Raw genomic sequence first — 18,117 nt, forward strand, 5'->3', positions numbered from 1 at the left:
TTTTGTGTAAACACGGTGTGGTATGACGTGGTTTTTTGGAATGGATACTCGGGTGGCATTTATGACGCAATACTTCTCTTCACTTCGCAGCTTTGCTGCAGGTTCTGCACTCTTAATCCTTTTGGCGCCGACCGTACAGGCGGCGGAGCAACCGACGGCCCCGCCGAGCGTGGAGGCGCGTGCGTGGATTCTGATGGATTACGCCAGTGGTAAGGTGCTGGCGGAAGGTAATGCTGATGAGAAACTGGATCCTGCCAGTCTGACCAAAATCATGACCAGCTATGTGGTTGGGCAGGCGCTGAAGGCCGGAAAAATTAACCTCAACGACATGGTCACCGTGGGCAAAGACGCCTGGGCGACCGGTAATCCAGCCCTGCGCGGTTCGTCGGTCATGTTCCTCAAGCCCGGCGATCAGGTCGCGGTGTCCGATCTAAATAAAGGCGTTATCATTCAGTCAGGTAACGATGCCTGTATTGCACTCGCTGATTACGTTGCCGGCAGTCAGGAATCTTTTATTGGTCTGATGAACGGCTATGCGAAAAAACTGGGGCTGACCAACACGACTTTCCAGACGGTACACGGCCTGGATGCGGCAGGACAGTTCAGTACCGCACGTGATATGGCGTTGCTCGGGAAGGCGTTAATCCACGATGTGCCGGAAGAGTACGCTATTCACAAAGAGAAAGAATTTACCTTCAATAAAATCCGCCAGCCGAACCGCAACCGTCTGTTGTGGAGCACCAACCTGAACGTGGACGGTATGAAAACCGGGACCACTGCCGGGGCGGGATACAACCTGGTGGCCTCCGCGACCCAGGGCGATATGCGCCTGATCTCCGTGGTGCTGGGAGCAAAAACCGACCGCATTCGTTTCAATGAGTCAGAAAAACTGCTGACCTGGGGCTTCCGTTTCTTTGAAACCGTTACGCCGATCAAGTCGGATGCGACTTTCGTCACCCAGCGCGTCTGGTTTGGCGATAAGAGTGAAGTGAATTTGGGCGCCGGAGAAGGGGGTTCTGTGACCATTCCGCGTGGCCAGCTCAAAAACCTGAAGGCCAGCTTTACCCTGACTGAACCACAGCTAACTGCACCGCTGAAGAAAGGTCAGGTTGTGGGCACTATCGACTTCCAGTTGAACGGAAAATCCATTGAGCAGCGTCCGTTGATGGTGATGGAAGATGTGGAAGAGGGTGGTTTCTTTAGCCGCATGTGGGACTTTGTGATGATGAAATTCCACCAGTGGTTTGGTGGTTGGTTCTCTTAATCTTATCTATTGCCGGATGGCGCAATCGCCGTCCGGCAGTATCTGTTAGTACTTCAGCGTGATACGTTGCGCTTTAGCGTACTCAACAAACTCATCGTCAGGGCGGTTATCACTGATGATGGTATTAAAGCGTTTCAATTCCCCCATCCTCGCAGGTCGCACCTTGCCAAACTTGCTGTGATCGACCACCAAAACGTGATGCTGCGCCATCGACATCGCCCAGTGCTTCACCGGCAGTTCTTCCAGATTAAAGCAGGTCGCGCCTTTTTCGATGTGAACACCTGCCGCGGAATAAAAGGCGATATCCGGACAGAGGTTGTTCAGCGTTTCCTGAAAATCGAGCGGTTTAAAAATCGCGTTACTGGCATGGAATTCACCACCACACAGAATGACGCGGCACTGCGGTTTTTCCTGCAGCACCAGAAACGTATTCAACGAGTAGCAGATTGCGGTGAAGGGCAGTTCATTGTCGATCGCTTCAATGATCCACGGCGTGGTCGTACCGCAATCGAAAAAGATGGTCTGATGCGCCTGCACGAGACTCGCCGCCTGCTGGGCAGCGCGACGCTTTTCATCAACCAGACGGGATTTTTGATCGCTGATTAAATAGTGGTTAGCGCTGCGGGGTTCCAGAACAATATAGCCCCCGAGCAGCACGACGGGAGCATCATGATTATTCAGGTCGCGACGAATGGTCATCTCAGATACGCCCAGCAACGTCGCGGCTTCTTTGAGGTGTAATTTATCGCTGCGTTTCAGCGCCTGCAGTAATTGACCAATACGCTCGTCGCGTCGAGTTTCCATAGTTCCCCTGGAGAATAGAATAAGTGCTCAGTTTCGCGCTTAATACTACTCTTTTTACCGCGGGTTAGTCACGTACCCAACCTTTACGGATGGGGAGAGCGAAGCAGGTGCGATAGCACGTCTGCAAGCCGAGGTACAAGGTTGTGCCGAACCGTTGCCAGATCATCTGGGCGCTCAGACAGCCGATCAACCCGGCCAGTAATCCGCCCAGCATATCCATCGGCCAGTGAACGCCAAGGTAAACACGTGACCAGGCAATCGCCACGGCGACAACCATCAGCAGAGCACCCGTCCACAAGCGATGCCAGAACAGGAAGGCCAGAGCAAAGGTAAAGATAACCGTACCGTGGTCGCTCGGGAAAGAGTCATCTGCCGCATGGTGCAGGAAGTTATAACCGATGTGGTTAACGAACGGACGATCGTGGGGGAAAAGATGCCCCATCAGCCAGGAAATCGTCAGACCGACTACCAACGCAATGGCCATTTTGATGACCAACTGGCGCTGGAGCGTAACCTGACCACGAGGTCCCCAAAGCCAGAGCACAACGGCTAACAGCGGCACAATGCTGATCAGATCTTTGGCAATGAAAATGGCGAGCGAAATTGCCCATTGCGCAGAGTCGGGTGTTGCATTGATCAAGTAAAAAAGCGAATTGTTCAGATTTTCCAGCATAACGTCCAGACTCAGTGTAATCGTTAAATAGACCCATTTGGGGAGAGCATAAAATTGCTTTCACGGGATAAAAAGCGGTCTTGTCTTATTTGCCTGTTAAATGACGATTTTTAAGACAATTAATGAGACTTATTGAGCATGATAGCGGTCTCAACTTAAATTAACCTTAAAGCAAAATGTTCTTGAGCAAATGAGTGTAAAAATGTGCGCATTTTGCTTTCAAATCACATAATTCACTATCACCAGTACGGCGCATTTATTACACTTTGCGCGATTTTTCTATAGTTAAGAGATTGCATGCAGAACCGTTTATCTTCAGGCGTCCGTTTGGGGCGTCAGGCATTACTTTTCCCGCTCTGTCTGGTGCTTTACGAATTCTCCACTTATATCGGCAACGATATGATCCAGCCCGGAATGTTGGCGGTGGTGGCGCAATATAACGCCGGATTAGATTGGGTACCTACGTCCATGACCGCCTATCTGGCAGGCGGCATGTTTTTGCAGTGGTTGTTAGGACCGCTGTCGGACCGTATTGGTCGTCGCCCGGTAATGTTAACCGGCGTGATCTGGTTCATCGTTACCTGTCTTGCGACCCTGCTTGCACAGAATATTGAGCAATTTACCTTCCTGCGTTTTTTGCAGGGGATAAGCCTGTGCTTTATTGGTGCGGTGGGTTACGCCGCCATTCAGGAATCCTTTGAAGAAGCGGTCTGCATAAAAATTACCGCGCTGATGGCAAACGTGGCGCTGATTGCGCCACTGCTGGGGCCGTTGGTAGGCGCAGCCTGGGTACATGTTCTGCCGTGGGAAGGGATGTTTATCCTGTTTGCTGCTCTGGCGGCCATCTCCTTTTTTGGTCTGCAACGCGCGATGCCGGAAACGGCAACCCGGCTTGGTGAAAAGCTGTCCATTAAAGAGCTGGGCAAGGATTATAAGCTGGTGCTGAGGAACGTACGTTTCGTTGCAGGCGCACTGGCGTTGGGTTTTGTCAGCCTGCCGTTACTGGCGTGGATTGCGCAGTCCCCGATTATTATCATCAGTGGTGAACATCTCAGCAGCTACGAATATGGTCTGTTGCAGGTGCCGATTTTTGGCGCGTTGATTGCCGGTAACCTGGTGCTGGCGCGTCTGACTTCGCGAAAAACCGTGCGTTCGCTAATTATCATGGGCGGCTGGCCAATCGCCGTTGGCCTGATTATTGCCGCTGCGGCCACGGTGGTGTCATCCCATGCATATCTATGGATGACGGCGGGTTTGAGTATCTATGCGTTTGGCATTGGCGTGGCGAATGCGGGGCTGGTGCGCCTGACGCTGTTTGCCAGCGAAATGAGTAAGGGTACTGTTTCTGCCGCAATGGGTATGTTGCAGATGCTGATTTTTACCGTCGGTATTGAGCTGAGTAAACACGCGTATCTGCTGGGAGGGAACGGCTTGTTCAGCCTGTTCAATCTGGCAAGCGGCGTACTGTGGCTGATTTTGATGGTTATCTTCCTGAAAGATAAACGGGTAGGGAATTCCCGGGAAGGCTAAGGTCCGGATTTCCGCAATCCAGTGCAGATAAGCATAATGACGCCGATAAATTCATCATTATGCTGATAATAGAATCACGCTGTAGGCCGGATAAGCGAAGCGCCATCCGGCGGCCTGTAGCAAATTGCCGGATGGCGGCGTAAACGCCTTATCCGGCCTACCGCTCACCAAAGATCTTAACTGACCAGTATTACGGTTGTCTGGGCCTGGCGACAACTTAGTGGTGGTCGTCAATCTGATGTTCGATAACCATCCCTTCACCGACGCTTGCCACATGTCGCGCATAAGGATGTGCGCGATAGACAGGGGCCGGAGCAGGCGCTGGAGCAACATATACCGTTTGTGGTGCGGTCGTTACGCTGACCGCCTGCGGGACGCTGACGGAAGAGGGCACTACCACCACTTTATAACCGCTGGGGACATCAACGGTAACGCTCTGTGCAAATGTTGTCCCCGCAAAGCCCAGCAACAATGTTGCCATCAGTACACTTTTCTTCATGATCCGCTCGCCTGAAATATTCACTGGAAGTAATAATCCAGCGGGTTAATTTGAGGCGGATTATGAATAGATCATGCCATCATTTTGTTGCCGTCTGTGCTGAGTCGTTAATGCGTAAACGGTGCTTCATTCTTTAACACGCGGTCGATAATATCCAGCACGCCCTCTTCGTTGTTCGAGCCTGCGCGATATTTTGCCGCCTCGATCACCGGCTCATGGGCGTTGGCCATTGCAAAACTAAATCCTGCCTGGCGCAGCATCTCAATATCATTTCCGCCATCGCCAAACACAAGAACTTCATTGTCGTTAATATTCCAGCGTTGTTGCAGCAGGCGCAGACCGTTAGCCTTATGCACGCCGGGAATTATTAAGTCGATGCTGCCGTAGCCGGTATGCACCGGTACCATAATATCGCCAATCGCCTCGTGGAGGTCGTCCTGTACCTGTGGAATTCGGTCGTCGGAAATATTCAGCCCGAACTTGAAGAAAACGTCGTTAAGATTGTCAAAATTATCTACAAACTCGAGACGATGATAGTACATGGCGGAAACGTTCTTATGTTCATCACTGTACTGTTTCAATGTATAGGCGCTGTTTTTACCACAGGCAATAATGTCGATATCGGCGCGGGTCAGCAGATGATCTACGATGGCATGGAAATCGTCTTTAGCCAGTTCGCCGTTAAAGACATCTTCACCTTCACTGACTACCCAACCACCGTTTTCGGCGACAAATGAGATCTCATTGGCCAGTTCGGGGAAAAAGGAAATCAACTGATAATATTGGTTACCGCTGGCGACCACAAAGCGGATCCCTTGTTCTTTCATCTGGCGATATTGCGCCATAAAGCGCTCACGGTTATAGGTTTTTTGGTCGCTTAAAAATGTGCCGTCCATGTCGACCGCAATTAATTTGATACTCATTAGCTGTTCTCCATCACCGTAGTATTTTTGAGATCCGGTTTCGCTACCGCTTTCGCGACGACGGCGGCGACAAGCACCAGCGCCAGCACCACCAACATAGCGCTGCGCAGGCCATAGTGTTCACCCAGATAGCCCAGAAGCGGCGGTCCAACAAGGAACGCCAGGTAACCGGTGGTCGCCACGACGCTGACGCGGGTTGGGGCATCGGGGCCGGTGTCGCTGGCGGCTGAAATGGTCAGCGGGAAGCCGAGCGATGCGCCGAGTCCCCACAGAATAACGGACACACCCGCCACCCAGGAACTGTCGACAAAAATAATCAGGCTAATCCCGAGAGCGCCCATCAGCGCACTGGCGCGCACCACCGCAACGCGGCTGTAACGGTCGATGAACCAGCCGCCGGTAAATCGCCCAACGGTCATACCCAGCGTAAAACCGGCATAAATCAGCGAGCCTGATGTCGGGCTAAATCCATGTCCGTCCACCATTAACAGTGGAAGCCAGTCGTTGGCGGAACCTTCAGCAAATGCCATTGCCAGCACTACAACGCCGATCAGCAATAGCTGGATATCACGATAAAAAGGCAGCCCTTTTTCACCGGAGTGAGAACCGTCAGCGGCATTTTTGCCCGTGCCGTCAGGAATAGCTTTGATGGCGATGAAAATAGGTGTGATAGCAACCATTGCAGCCAAAAGAATATGCGCGGTAGCCGGGACGCTGAAGGCGGTAAGCATCATTCCAACTCCAGCCCCTGCCAACGTTCCCAGGCTGTAAAAACCGTGCATCATCGGCAGCACGGTTTTGTTCATTTCGCGCTCAACTGCCGCACCTTCGACGTTGATGGCAACTTCTGCCGCGCCAAAGCTGGCGCCAAATACGCTCAGGCCAAACGCGAAAAGCCATGCGGAATGTAGCCAGAGCGCTATGCTGAGGATCGCCATTCCGAGAACGGCACAAGACATGGTGGTGCGGATCACCTTACGCGTGCCAAATCGTTTCACCAGCCAGGCCGAACAAAGTATGCCACTCATCGAACCAATAGAGAGCCCAAACAACACCGCACCCATTTCGGCAGTGGAGATGGAGAGGATATCTCTGATGGCAGGGGTACGCGTTGCCCAGGAGGCCATTAATAATCCTGGTAAAAAGAAGAACGTGAACAGCGCCCAGGTGCGACGTCTTAAGGCTTTGCGTGATGAGATGCCAGTCATGAATTCGAGCCAAAGAAAAGAGGGAAGGAGACAACATTAGCAAGACTGTGTACATTTGTACACAAATGCAAGAAGAGGAAATGTAGTGCGACGTGCAAACGATCCGCAGCGGCGGGAAAAAATAGTTCAGGCGACTCTGGATGCAGTAATAGCCCATGGTATTCATGGGGTTACACACCGTAAAATCGCTATGATTGCCGAGGTACCACTGGGTTCTATGACCTATTACTTTTCGGGAATCGATGAGCTTTTGATGGAGGCATTTGGCCGTTTTACTGACAGGATGATGCTGCAGTATCAGGACTTTTTTGCCGATGTTAAGGATGCGTCGCAGGCTTGCCATGCCATTACCGATATGATTTACGGCTCTCAGGTCACAACGCCTGATAATATGGAGCTCATGTATCAGCTGTATGCTTTTGCCAGCCGTAAACCAGCGTTGAAAACGGTGATGCAGAACTGGATGCTACGCAGCCAACAAACGCTGGAGCAGTGGTTTGATCCGGTTACTGCGCGGGCGCTGGATGCGTTTATTGAAGGAATGACGCTGCATTTTGTCACGGACAAAAAACCGCTGCAGCGAGAAGATATCTTGCTGATGGTGGAGCGTATTGCAGGGATACCCGCGACAGTCAGCTGTGCGTAGCGCCTCCGGTAATATTCACCACCGTCGCGGTCATGGCGCTGGCATGGTCTGAAGCAAGAAAGGTCATGACCTCAGCGATTTGTGCAAGCGTAGGCAGGCGCGCGAGCATGGTACTTTGCGCCGCACCTCCTAACCATTGATCGACGGTTAAACCCATTGACTGTGCTTTAGCGGAGAAAATTTCTCCGGTATAGGAGCCAGCTGCAACAGCATCCACAATCGCATGCGAGCGCACGCCGACGACCCGGATATTTGCCGGTCCTACCTCGCTGGCGAATGCTTTAATAAAAGCCTCTGTTCCTGCACAACCAACAATATGACCCAGATGACCAGGCATCGCCATCGGGGCCGCGGGGGCAACAACGCTGAGAATGACGCCCGCACGATTGCCGCCCATGTGCGGCGTTACGGCTTTAGCGATATTGAACTGCGCCGAGAGGAAAGGGGTGATGCCGCTCATAAACTCAGAGAGGGATAATGCGTCAATGCGTTTGCCCTGTTCGTGCATAAATCCCGTTGTGTTAACCACCACATCTATTCCACCGGTTTGCTCTACAAGGCGGGTAACTTCCTTCGATGCGTTGTGCTCGTCGAGTACATTGGTGATAAAGGTTTCGACTGTACCACCTGCCGTTCGGATAATACTGGCCGTCCGATCAAGTTTTTCCTGGCTGCGAGCACCCAGACACACATGGGCTCCTTCGCGCGCCATGGCCTGCGCAACCGCACTACCAATAGCCCCGCTGCCACCAAAAATTACTGCGACTTTGCCAGTAAGCAACATGACTAACCCCCATCCCCGATAAAGCACCGTTTTAAAGTATGTGCCATAACCGGCATGCTGCAAATTTGGGAGGTGTTTCAGAGGTGGAAGGCGATGAACGCAAATTTCAGGCAACAAAAAACCCATTTATGTAAATGGGTTAGTAAAAACAATTGCTTGTAACATAATCAATAAGTTAGTTTGGTGGTAAAAGGTGGCGATTACGGAGTATTGCCAACCGCTGCCGCCACTTTGTCGCCACTTGGCAGCGTAGCCAACGGGTTGAAGCGCAGGGCGGTTTCAAGGTGGTCTGGTGCCAGATGAGCATAGCGCATAGTCATTTTAATGTCGTGATGACCTAGGATTTTCTGTAAGGCGAGGATGTTTCCACCTGACATCATAAAGTGAGCAGCGAATGTGTGGCGCAGAACGTGGGTAAGCTGCCCGCGTGGCAGCACGATAGAGGTCTTATCCATCACAGATAAAAACTGGAAATAGCAGTCGGTAAAGAACCTGAAGCCGTCAAGGGCGATGGTTTCCTCATACAGCTCTTTACTGATAGGAATGCTGCGGTTCTTTTTACCTTTGGTCCTGACAAACGTGATTCGGTATTTAGTGACTTGGGAGCGTGTGAGATTTACAGCTTCGCGCCAGCGTGCTCCGGTACTTAGGCATATCTTAACGACCAGGGCGAGCAGGGGACTTTGGCGGTTGCAGTCGTACAAAAGCTCAGTAATTTGTTCATGCGTCAGCCAGGCCATCTCCTTTTCGGCAATGGTGAACTTGCGCATGTTCTCCAGTGGGTTTGGCGCTGTCCATTCACCGAGTCGGGCCAGTTCGCTAAACACTCCGCTCAGATAGCTTTGCTCCAGATTGATCGTGACCGGGCTGGCACCTTTCTTCCATTTCTCACTAAAGTAGATTTCACCGGTCAAGCGTTTGTCACGATAATGTGCGAACAATTTCGAGCTGAGATCAGTGGCGAGAGGGTTTCCGAGTGCATCGACCATTAGAACCAACTTGTCGTAAACATGCTCGCCAGCGGTTAGGGATTTGCCGTGCAGTTTGAACCAGAGTTCAACGACGTCTTTCAGAGTTCGGCGGTCTACTGATTCACCTAGCCAGGGTTTAGCCTCTGTCTCATCCATCGTATGGCGTTCAAATGCCATTGCTTCGCCTTTGGTGGCGAACTGCTTACGCACGCGCCGACCACTGCGCCCGGCGGGGTAGCATTCACAAATCCATTTTCCTGTGTCGAGTTTTCGTACTGCCATTAAAAAGCCCCCATGTTTGAGGGGTAAATTTAACTGTATGTTTGAACAGTGGTCAATGTTTGTTATCGAATTTTTAAACATAACTTATTCAAAAGAAGTTGCTAATTCAATAAACTCAATATAACTATTAAATGAATAAAAATTAGTTTGCACGTCCTTTTCAAGGATAGCTCCTTGAAGGTATTTTACGATTGTATCGCTTGAGGGGGTGTGATCACATATCATCAAAGTATTATAATTCTTTTCTTTAACATCTTTTTTTAACGTTCTAATGTTTTTAATAAAATAAAAAGCAGTGTCTAAATATTTATGAAGACTTATGCTTATCTCCGGAGAAAATTGCGTTGTCATTATCCTTCGATGAGTTGACTCATATCTATAATTAACTCCAAGATTTTGTTGGTTAGTATCAAAAATAAGATGCAAACTAGCTTGGGCTGCCCCCTTTAAATATATGCTTTTTTTCAATGAATCAGTAAGAGGCTCGCTGATTATATGCCTTCCTATTTGGCTATCTATAATTCGACGATCTTTGTCGTATATTATCATAAGTGTTAAAAGAAAAAGGTAGTCAATTTTTTTCTTGACTAAGTTTGACTTCAATATATCAATTAATCTTTCAGTGTTTCTAATTGAATCTCTTAAGTTAAGATTAAATGCTTCATAAATAGATGAGATATTTTTCGCAAAATCATCTGGGGTGGATGTTAATGGATAAACTAAATGTGACGCCTCCTCATAGACGGGTGCCAAACCATCGTTAATAATTTCGCGTATTAGGGTGTAAATTTCAGGGGCTTTTAATGTGAATCGCCTATGGAAAAATCGGCCTAAATAGTCATTTGCCGAAAAATCATTCCCGTATACATTTTTGATTGAATGTTGTAATTGGTCTGTGTCCGTAGCGATAATGAATACAAAGTTATTAATGTCGAAAATATGTTTAACGATCTCTAGAAGAGAAATTGCATAGTCTGGTCTGCATCTGTCTAATTCATCTATAAATAAAAATATCGGACTTGAAAATTCCTTTTCAAATGCTAGTCTTGACCACAACGCTAATTCCTTTTTCAATACTTGAATACTTTTGAGTTTCTCTTGATGCTCCTTTAGCATCAATAATGAGGCTTCTTTGGCTATATCACCTACGCTTTCTATACCTGCATAAGTTTTGATTAGTCCGGAAAGTATTTCTGGAATCACACCCTTTGTAAAGCGTCCAATAGCATGTCCACTTTGTATCAATCGCGCATCAAGTTTCCCTGCATATGTTTGTAGTTGTTGAGATAAGGATGAAAACAAGGTTAGAAAAGCATCATCGGAAAAGTCTTGTTTCCATGCGTCAATGTAAACACAAGGGTGTACATCTTTTATTGAGTTATAAAATCTCTTTATAAAAAAACTTTTTCCTGCCCCCCACTCGGCATTAAGATTAATTACTGTGTTGTTTTTTTGTCCTTTATTTTCAAGGTAATAATATAGATATTCTGCATAGTGCCTTCGGTTTAATTTGTCATTAGATAATGCCTCATTTTCATCATCTAATGTGAATGTGGTTGCTTCATCCCAGTTCCAGTTATATTCGCCGCGTTTCAATTTAGAACATCCTTATAAAAGTATTAACTTAGCGCAAGCAACTTAATACTACTTTTGCAATGATTTCAATATCTGTTAATGCACATTCAAAAGAATGATTTTCAGCAGTAAGATGTATTCTGCCTCCAGGTAGACGAGTTATCATTCTGAATGAATGTTCTCCATCGATGTTGACTAGCCATTTTCCATCTCTTACATCGCCAAATTCCATTTCGCAGATTAATTCAGCTGTTTCGGAAGTGACAACTACTGCTTTTTTTAAATTCTGTGGTAGGAAATTGGTGTCGAATAAATATGACCCATTGTCTTCAAGCATACCATTGACTAATGTCTTTTTTATCAGGGTTCGAGTCTCAATTTTAGTAATATTTTTCTTTTCCCCCATGCCAAATGACAGCCATTCAAGGGAGCATCCTGTCTCCATTGCACATTGCAAAACCCAGTCCGCAGGGAAAATGTCACGCATATAGCGCGTTGCCATGGTGCTCTTAGACACGCCCAAATGATCGCAAAGTGCCTGGCGAGTAGTGAACCCATACGCCTCTACCAATCGTTCAATGACTTTCTTACCGCCGCTGCTGAAATCCACAAGACCTCCAAAGCAATCTAAAATTCGTTGACAGATTCCAAAAGCGATCTTAAAGTTGAACTCGAAGTGTTCTTTTGGAGCCTTCACTACTAATCACGTTAAACAACGGCTCGCCACAAGCCGGACTGAAAGAGGAATGTTGCACCATGATCCCAAACATTTCAATCACTCTGAATACGCCGCACGTCACAATTGAACGTTATAGCGAACTCACAGGCCTTCCTGTTGATACGATCAATGACATGTTGGCTGATGGTCGCCTTCCGCGACATCGTCTCCGCAAAGACAAGAAACGCGAAAAAGTCATGATTAACATGGCCGCTTTGACAGTAGATGCACTTTCGGCGTGAAAACCTTTGCTTATCGCTTTCACTTTTATGGTTCGATTTTGCGATAAGTTCGGAGATGAAAACCATGTTTGATTACAGAGTTTCCAAACAAAACCATTTTGATGAAGCTTGTCGCACCTTCGCATTGCATCACAACATGGCGAAATTGGCAGAACGCGCTGGCATGAATGTTCAAACCCTGCGTAACAAGCTGAACCCGGAGCAGCCTCACCAGCTCACAGCGCCAGATATCTGGCTGCTGACCGATCTCACCGAAGACTCAACGCTGGTTGACGGTTTTCTGGCGCAGATCCATTGCCTGCCATGTGTTCCGGTAAACGAAGTTGCAAAAGAGAAATTGCCGCATTACGTCATGAGCGCTACCGCAGAAATAGGTCGTGTTGCTGCTGGTGCTGTCTCTGGTGATGTGAAAACTACCGCAGGTCGCCGCGATGTAATTAGCAGCATTAATTCAGTTACGCGTTTGATGGCTCTGACCGCAGTTTCTTTGCAGGCACGTCTACAGGCAAATCCGGCGATGGCAAGTGCGGTGGATACCGTGACGGGTCTCGGCGCTTCGTTCGGTTTGATCTGAGGTAGTTATGCTGACGAAAGAACCTTCATTTGCATCACTGTTGGTGAGGCAAAGCCCGGCAATGCATTGCGGTCACGGCTGGATTATGGGGAAGGATGGCAAGCGCTGGCACCCGTGCCGTACTCAGAATGCGCTTCTGGATGAACTGTCTACAACCAAAAAGGGGAAATCATGGCGCAAGCTACAGAAGGTGTGTTTTACCAGTTCTTCCATAAGGGCGAAAAGTATTCAATTCATGAGGACGAGTTTGCAAGTTGTTATCCGTCTCTTTCGGGTGATGGTAGTTACTATTTTACGTTGCGAGATGGGACATTCTTTCGGGGGGAACGGGTTCAGGAAGTGATGCGGAAAAGCACATCACCTCTTGAACAGTATCGCCAACAAACTTATCGGTAACGCTCTATTAGCTCCTGAAGTTTGTAGGTGAATTCCTGACGTTTGAGTGAGCCTGGCGGCAATTTGTTTAATTCTTCACGAAGGATGTTTAAAAATGCTGACTGATTCGATGATTCTCCTCGTAGCACGCTGTGTAGTAAGCCAGACAGCAGGATTTGTTGCATCTCAACATCCTCTCGCAGTCGCGCAATTTCATTTTCAAGCTGCTCGATCCGTTCCTTCTCAACCAGGTTCAACATTGGTACATCCTCTGAGTTATCTCGTTGCATCGGAAAATCATATCAGAGAAGGAGTAGCAAGTGATCTGTGGAGGAATTTATGGCTATTGAAGGCGCTGTGGTGACTGTCCCATTAAGCCCCGGTAAACGCCTGGACGGACTGAACCATATTGCGGAACTACGTGCAAAAGTGTTCGGCCTGAACATTGAGTCGGAGCTTGAAAGGTTCATTGAAGATATGCGCAACCAAAGGGACGTTAACAATAAACATAATGTGAGGGCACTGGCAGCCATATTTTATATGGCAAAAATTCCGGCAGAACGTCATAGCGTCAATATTAGTGATCTGACTACTGACGAAAAGCGGGAACTGATTAAAGCAATGAATCATTTTCGTGCAGTGGTGAGCTTATTTCCAAAACGGCTAACCATGCCGAATTAATCCACAACAGAAATTAATGGCGTAAACCCGCCGGGCTTCTTATTGCCCAAATTCAGGAGAAACAACTATGCGAAATATTGAAACCCGTATCACCAAAACCGGACCAGATGATGCTGGCCTGAACCAGTTGCTGACTGATGCCCGCATGGAAGAACGCCGGGCACGAGCTGCGGCAATGGCTGCCCGTCTTGATAGTCTGGCTTGTCATATTACATCACGCCAGCTTAACCACGTTGAGGCGGCGGAGCTGCTGCGTGTTACGGCTGAAAACATTCAGAGCGAAGCGAAGGAGATCCACTGATGGCTGATTCAATGGACCTTGTACAACAGCGCGTGGAAGAAGACCTCCAACGCCACATCCGCAACGCCCGCGCCAAAGTGCCGGGCGTTTCCCGTGTTCTCTGCATAGATTGCGATGCACCGATCCCGCCAGCTCGACGCCACGCTATTCCGGGCGTGCAGTGCTGCATCACCTGTCAGGAAATCGCTGAGCTGAAAGGCAAACATTACGTAGGCGGTGCTGTATGAGCACTATCCTGAAATGGGCGGGTAATAAAACCGCCATCATGGCAGAACTGAAAAAACACCTTCCAGCAGGCCCGCGACTGGTTGAGCCTTTCGCGGGGTCGTGCGCTGTGATGATGGAGACAGACTATCCTCATTATCTTGTCGCGGATATTAATCCAGACCTGATTAATCTTTATCAGGTGATTAAGAATGACGTTGAATACTTCATCAAAGAGGGTCGATATCTTTTTGAAGCCCGTAATGATTCTGAGGCATATTACAAGACGAGACAAGATTTTAGCTTGCGCCATGGTGGTGCAATTGAACGCGCATTGTATTTCTTATATTTAAATCGCTATGGTTACCGCGGACTATGTCGCTATAACTTGGACGGTAATTTTAATGTTCCTTACGGTAATTATAAGAAGCCGTATTTTCCAGAGAAAGAGATCCGCGAATTTGCCGAAAAGGCCAAGTGTGCCACGTTCATCTGCGCCAGCTATGACGAAACACTGGCAATGCTGCAGGCGGGTGATGTGGTTTACTGCGATCCTCCTTATGACGGTACTTTTGCGGCATACCATACAGCAGGATTTACCGAGAGTGATCAGTATCGCTTAGCAGCTATCCTTGAACGCCGTTCCTCGGAAGGGCATCCGGTTGTTGTCTCAAACAGTGATACCTCGCTGATCAATTCTATTTATCACAATTTCACCAGACACCGTATCACCACTAAGCGCAGCATGGGCGTGGCGGCAGGTGAGGGGAAATCTGCAGACGAAATCATAGCTGTTTCTGAATTTATACCTCCCGTTCCTTTGTATGGGCATGCAGTATCCTTCTACCAATGTGTTAAAAAGTTTGGTTTGCCACGTGTCAAAGCTTGATCGCTACAGTGTGGCCTTTCCATGGAATACCCCAAAAAAGGCGGTTAACCCATATCTGGACCCGGCGGAATTTGCGCCGGAGTCTGCGCTTTCAAACCTCATTACTCTGTACGCTGCGGATAACGAGCAGGAGCATCTGCGCCGTGAGGCGTTGAGTGATGAGGTTTGGGAACGTTATTTCTTCAATGAGTCTCGTGATCCTGTCCAGCGTGAAATGGAGCAGGATCGGCTGATTAGCCATGCCAAAATGGCCCGCGAACAGCAGCGTGTTAATCCCGATTTGGTGATTATTGCCGATGTAAGCGCCATGCCTGCCCATATCAGCAAGCCTCTGCTGGAACGTATTAAATACTTCCATAGCCTGGGCAGGGCTAAAGCTTATTCCCGCTATCTGCGCGAAACAATCAGGCCTTGTCTTGAGCGGCTGGAGCGCGCGCGCGACAGCCAGGTGTCTGCGTCTTTCCGATTCATGGCGAGCCAGGACGGACTGGCGGGGCTGCTGGTACTGCCTGAAATGAATCAGGATCAGGTCAAGCGCCTTTCCACGCTGGTTGCGGCACATATGAGCATGTGTCTTGATGCGGCATGCGGTGATCTGTTTGTCAGTGACGATGTTAAACCAGAAGAAATCCGCCAGGTATGGGAAAAGGTTGCTGCAGAGGCCATGCGTCTTGAGGTGATTCCGCCAGCATTTGAGAAGTTGCGCCGCAAGAAACGCCGCCGCAAGCCGGTGCCTTACGAGCTGATCCCATCCTCTCTGGCACGCATGCTGTGCGCGGACTGGTGGTATCGCAAGCTGTGGCAAATGCGCTGTGAATGGCGGGAGGAACAACTGCGCGCAGTCTGCCTCGTCAACAAGAAAGCATCGCCATATGTCAGCTATGAAGCCGTGATCCACAAACGCGAGCAGCGCCGCAAATCGCTGGAGTTTTTCCAGTCGCACGAACTGGTTAATGCAGACGGCGACACGCTGGATATGGAAGACGTGGTGAACGCCAGCAACAGCAACCCGGCACACCGCCGTAATGAAATGATGGCCTGTGTTAAAGGGCTGGAGCTGATCGCGGAAATGCGCGGAGACTGCGCTGTGTTCTATACCATCACCTGCCCGTCACGCTTCCACGCAACCCTCAACAACGGCAGACCAAATCCTAAGTGGACCAGCGCCACTGTCCGCCAGAGCAGTGATTACCTGGTTGATACGTTCGCGGCTTTCCGCAAGGCAATGCACAAAGCCGGGCTGCGCTGGTATGGCGTCCGCGTTGCAGAACCGCACCATGACGGCACTGTGCACTGGCACCTGCTGTGCTTCATGCGCAAAAAAGACCGTCGCTCCATTACCGCGCTGCTGCGTAAATTTGCCATTCGTGAAGACCGCGAGGAGCTGGGCAACAATACGGGGCCGCGCTTCAAATCCGAGCTTATCAACCCGCGTAAGGGCACGCCGACCAGCTATATCGCCAAATACATCAGCAAGAATATTGACGGGCGCGGACTGGCTAAAGAAATCAGCAAAGAAACCGGCAGATCGCTGCGCGACAGCGCCGAGCATGTTAGTGCATGGGCGTCACTGCATCGCGTCCAGCAGTTTCGCTTCTTTGGTATTCCGGGGCGCCAGGCATACCGCGAGCTGCGTTTGCTGGCTGGTCAGGCCGCGAGAGTGCAGGGTGAACGTAAAGCGGGCGCGCCGGTACTGGATAACCCGCGTCTAGATGCGGTACTGGCTGCCGCTGATGCGGGCTGCTTTGCCACCTACATTATGAAACAGGGCGGTGTGCTGGTTCCCCGCAAGCATCACCTTGTCAGAACTGCCTACGAACTTAACGACGAGCCGAGCGCCTACGGCGATCACGGTATTCGTATTTATGGCATCTGGTCCCCGATTGCAGAGGGCAAGATTTGCACGCATGCGGTTAAGTGGAAAATGGTTCGCAAGGCCGTTGACGTTAAGGAGGCGACAGCCGACCAGGGCGCTTGCGCCCCTTGGACTCGTGGCAATAACTGTCCCCCTGTTGAAAATTTGAACCAATCAGGGGGCGAATTACCTGAATCCAGAGAGCCAGAGACGTTGCCGGACCTCCACGATCTGAGCGCGAAGGAACGGCGGGAGCTGACAGCCCGGCTGAGGCTAGTAAAACCGAAGCGCCGGAAAGGTTACAAACAAGAAATTACCGATCTCCAGCGTCGGCAGCTCAACGCGGAGCTGAGGTCCAGAGGGTTTGAAGCGAGTGAAACAGAGGTGGATCTGCTTCTGCGTGGCGGCAGCATTCCGTCCGGGGCCGGGCTGCGTATTTTCTACCGCAACCAGCGTCTGCAGGAAGATGATAAGTGGAGGCAGTGGTACTCGTGAGTATCGTCCGATAAGTGCAGAATCGTGACCTTCGCATGGCTAACCGACTGAAAGCTAAAAAAGCATTTTACAATCAGAAACTTCTTCTATACTGTATATATAAACAGTGGATATATATACAGTTATTTGTGCAGTGGTATCGATAGGAGGGAAGATGCAGGACTATTTCTTGGAGTCGTTAAAGCTCCAGCGCATTGATTTTTTTATCAAGCTTGTAGCGGCTAGTGAGTGTGACGATGAAGAAAAGCAGCTGGCTATCCAGTGGGTTTCTGAGTTGACGGATGAGCTGATGGCAAAGATTCGTGCTCATGAGTACAGCCGCTCAATGGATCTTCCCAGTTAGTAGCAGGAACGTTGCTGGCGTGAGAACTTGATTCTGACGTCAGCAAGGTTGAACAACGACCTGAGCGAGGCGTTAGTTACTAGTTGGGCCGCATTTACTACGACTGTTTCTGGCTTGAGATTGGCTACCCAGTACTGCTTTGGGTAACCGTACATGAGCTTCACTATGTGCGAGGAACGGCAAATCATTTTTGGGGATTTAAGATATATGCTCAAATCCCATTAGGTGCTTTTTAACCTGAGAATGCCGCCTCGCACGAAAACTAACGCAAACTAATTGCA

The 18,117-nt window shown here is 49.4% G+C and carries 21 protein-coding genes and 2 pseudogenes; 13 read left to right on the forward strand and 10 right to left on the reverse strand.

Annotated features, from left to right (window positions below):
• Positions 1 to 61 precede the first annotated feature (61 nt).
• Entirely contained in the window at positions 62 to 1,264 is a 1,203-nt protein-coding gene (gene dacC, locus OGY67_RS19370; RefSeq protein ID WP_286574471.1) for a serine-type D-Ala-D-Ala carboxypeptidase, read from the forward strand.
• 45 nt (positions 1,265 to 1,309) lie between these two features.
• On the opposite strand, the gene deoR is transcribed toward dacC, so the two are convergent.
• Together deoR and ybjG are read right to left on the reverse strand one after the other, a co-directional pair.
• The gene (gene deoR / locus OGY67_RS19375) at positions 1,310 to 2,068 is read right to left on the reverse strand and encodes a DNA-binding transcriptional repressor DeoR (protein ID WP_250671137.1); all 759 of its coding nucleotides are present in this window, start codon (positions 2,066 to 2,068) and stop codon (positions 1,310 to 1,312) included.
• A 64-nt stretch (positions 2,069 to 2,132) separates the two neighbouring features.
• A complete protein-coding gene (gene ybjG / locus OGY67_RS19380; protein ID WP_126956738.1) occupies positions 2,133 to 2,741 on the reverse strand; it encodes an undecaprenyl-diphosphate phosphatase in 609 nt (202 codons plus the stop codon).
• Between the two features lie 297 nt (positions 2,742 to 3,038).
• Between ybjG and OGY67_RS19385 the strand changes: the two genes are divergently transcribed.
• Positions 3,039 to 4,271: an MFS transporter gene (locus OGY67_RS19385; RefSeq protein WP_008784235.1), complete on the forward strand. Its 1,233-nt coding sequence runs from the start codon at positions 3,039 to 3,041 to the stop codon at positions 4,269 to 4,271.
• Between the two features lie 217 nt (positions 4,272 to 4,488).
• On the opposite strand, the gene OGY67_RS19390 is transcribed toward OGY67_RS19385, so the two are convergent.
• From OGY67_RS19390 to OGY67_RS19400, 3 genes are all read right to left on the reverse strand, one after another.
• Positions 4,489 to 4,770, reverse strand: coding sequence for a hypothetical protein (locus OGY67_RS19390; protein ID WP_003831642.1), 282 nt, complete (start codon positions 4,768 to 4,770; stop codon positions 4,489 to 4,491).
• A 107-nt stretch (positions 4,771 to 4,877) separates the two neighbouring features.
• Positions 4,878 to 5,693, reverse strand: coding sequence for a Cof-type HAD-IIB family hydrolase (locus OGY67_RS19395; protein ID WP_286574387.1), 816 nt, complete (start codon positions 5,691 to 5,693; stop codon positions 4,878 to 4,880).
• Positions 5,693 to 6,901, reverse strand: a complete 1,209-nt coding sequence (locus OGY67_RS19400; RefSeq protein WP_267451997.1) for an MFS transporter — start codon at positions 6,899 to 6,901, stop codon at positions 5,693 to 5,695. The genes OGY67_RS19395 and OGY67_RS19400 overlap by 1 nt, the downstream gene beginning before the upstream one ends.
• An 85-nt stretch (positions 6,902 to 6,986) precedes the next feature.
• On the opposite strand from OGY67_RS19400, the gene OGY67_RS19405 reads away from it, so the two are divergent.
• Positions 6,987 to 7,547 (forward strand): TetR/AcrR family transcriptional regulator, encoded by a 561-nt coding sequence (locus tag OGY67_RS19405; RefSeq protein ID WP_003831648.1) that lies wholly within the window; start codon positions 6,987 to 6,989, stop codon positions 7,545 to 7,547.
• Here OGY67_RS19405 and OGY67_RS19410 read toward each other — a convergent pair.
• The 4 genes from OGY67_RS19410 to OGY67_RS19430 form a co-directional block, all read right to left on the reverse strand.
• Positions 7,534 to 8,331, reverse strand: a complete 798-nt coding sequence (locus OGY67_RS19410) for an SDR family NAD(P)-dependent oxidoreductase (protein WP_286574388.1) — start codon at positions 8,329 to 8,331, stop codon at positions 7,534 to 7,536. The two genes, OGY67_RS19405 and OGY67_RS19410, sit on opposite strands and share 14 nt — an antisense overlap.
• A 200-nt stretch (positions 8,332 to 8,531) precedes the next feature.
• On the reverse strand, positions 8,532 to 9,584 hold the full coding sequence (locus OGY67_RS23735) for a phage integrase (protein WP_353622380.1): 1,053 nt from the start codon (positions 9,582 to 9,584) through the stop codon (positions 8,532 to 8,534).
• Between the two features lie 84 nt (positions 9,585 to 9,668).
• The gene (locus OGY67_RS19425; RefSeq protein WP_286574389.1) at positions 9,669 to 11,180 is read right to left on the reverse strand and encodes a KAP family P-loop NTPase fold protein; all 1,512 of its coding nucleotides are present in this window, start codon (positions 11,178 to 11,180) and stop codon (positions 9,669 to 9,671) included.
• A 28-nt stretch (positions 11,181 to 11,208) separates the two neighbouring features.
• Positions 11,209 to 11,769 carry a phage repressor protein CI gene (locus OGY67_RS19430; protein WP_286574390.1) on the reverse strand — a complete coding sequence of 187 codons (561 nt, stop codon included), beginning with the start codon at positions 11,767 to 11,769 and terminating at the stop codon, positions 11,209 to 11,211.
• A gap of 146 nt (positions 11,770 to 11,915) precedes the next feature.
• Here OGY67_RS19430 and OGY67_RS19435 point away from each other — a divergent pair, with 146 nt between their 5' ends.
• The 4 genes and pseudogenes from OGY67_RS19435 to OGY67_RS19450 all read left to right on the forward strand — a co-directional run bounded on the left by OGY67_RS19435 (position 11,916) and on the right by OGY67_RS19450 (position 13,089).
• Positions 11,916 to 12,119, forward strand: coding sequence for a regulator (locus tag OGY67_RS19435; protein ID WP_070613007.1), 204 nt, complete (start codon positions 11,916 to 11,918; stop codon positions 12,117 to 12,119).
• A gap of 64 nt (positions 12,120 to 12,183) precedes the next feature.
• Positions 12,184 to 12,693, forward strand: coding sequence for a phage regulatory CII family protein (locus tag OGY67_RS19440; protein ID WP_286574391.1), 510 nt, complete (start codon positions 12,184 to 12,186; stop codon positions 12,691 to 12,693).
• Positions 12,694 to 12,700: 7 nt separating this feature from the next.
• A pseudogene (locus OGY67_RS19445) lies at positions 12,701 to 12,868 on the forward strand (phage filamentation protein Fil family protein); the annotation flags it as partial.
• Positions 12,865 to 13,089, forward strand: coding sequence for a hypothetical protein (locus tag OGY67_RS19450; RefSeq protein WP_223232882.1), 225 nt, complete (start codon positions 12,865 to 12,867; stop codon positions 13,087 to 13,089). The pseudogene OGY67_RS19445 and the gene OGY67_RS19450, both read left to right, overlap by 4 nt.
• On the opposite strand, the gene OGY67_RS19455 is transcribed toward OGY67_RS19450, so the two are convergent.
• Complete coding sequence (locus OGY67_RS19455; protein WP_071697275.1) at positions 13,080 to 13,328, reverse strand: hypothetical protein; 249 nt, start codon at positions 13,326 to 13,328, stop codon at positions 13,080 to 13,082. The genes OGY67_RS19450 and OGY67_RS19455 overlap by 10 nt on opposite strands.
• Positions 13,329 to 13,407: 79 nt before the next feature.
• Here OGY67_RS19455 and OGY67_RS19460 point away from each other — a divergent pair, with 79 nt between their 5' ends.
• The 6 genes and pseudogenes from OGY67_RS19460 (at position 13,408) to OGY67_RS19485 (ending at position 17,836) form a co-directional block, all read left to right on the forward strand.
• Positions 13,408 to 13,749, forward strand: a complete 342-nt coding sequence (locus OGY67_RS19460; RefSeq protein WP_286574392.1) for a DUF5347 domain-containing protein — start codon at positions 13,408 to 13,410, stop codon at positions 13,747 to 13,749.
• A 67-nt stretch (positions 13,750 to 13,816) separates the two neighbouring features.
• Positions 13,817 to 14,050, forward strand: coding sequence for a DUF2732 family protein (locus OGY67_RS19465; protein ID WP_200055073.1), 234 nt, complete (start codon positions 13,817 to 13,819; stop codon positions 14,048 to 14,050).
• Positions 14,050 to 14,277, forward strand: coding sequence for a TraR/DksA family transcriptional regulator (locus OGY67_RS19470; RefSeq protein ID WP_286574393.1), 228 nt, complete (start codon positions 14,050 to 14,052; stop codon positions 14,275 to 14,277). The genes OGY67_RS19465 and OGY67_RS19470 overlap by 1 nt, the downstream gene beginning before the upstream one ends.
• A pseudogene (locus OGY67_RS19475) lies at positions 14,274 to 15,047 on the forward strand (DNA adenine methylase); the annotation flags it as partial. The gene OGY67_RS19470 and the pseudogene OGY67_RS19475, both read left to right, overlap by 4 nt.
• An 82-nt stretch (positions 15,048 to 15,129) precedes the next feature.
• Positions 15,130 to 17,493, forward strand: a complete 2,364-nt coding sequence (locus OGY67_RS19480; RefSeq protein WP_286574394.1) for a replication endonuclease — start codon at positions 15,130 to 15,132, stop codon at positions 17,491 to 17,493.
• Between the two features lie 154 nt (positions 17,494 to 17,647).
• Positions 17,648 to 17,836, forward strand: a complete 189-nt coding sequence (locus tag OGY67_RS19485; protein WP_279217030.1) for a hypothetical protein — start codon at positions 17,648 to 17,650, stop codon at positions 17,834 to 17,836.
• The last annotated feature ends 281 nt before the right edge of the window (positions 17,837 to 18,117 follow it).

This window comes from Citrobacter sp. Cpo015, from assembly GCF_030333035.1.
In the GTDB taxonomy this organism is placed as follows: domain Bacteria; phylum Pseudomonadota; class Gammaproteobacteria; order Enterobacterales; family Enterobacteriaceae; genus Citrobacter; species Citrobacter portucalensis.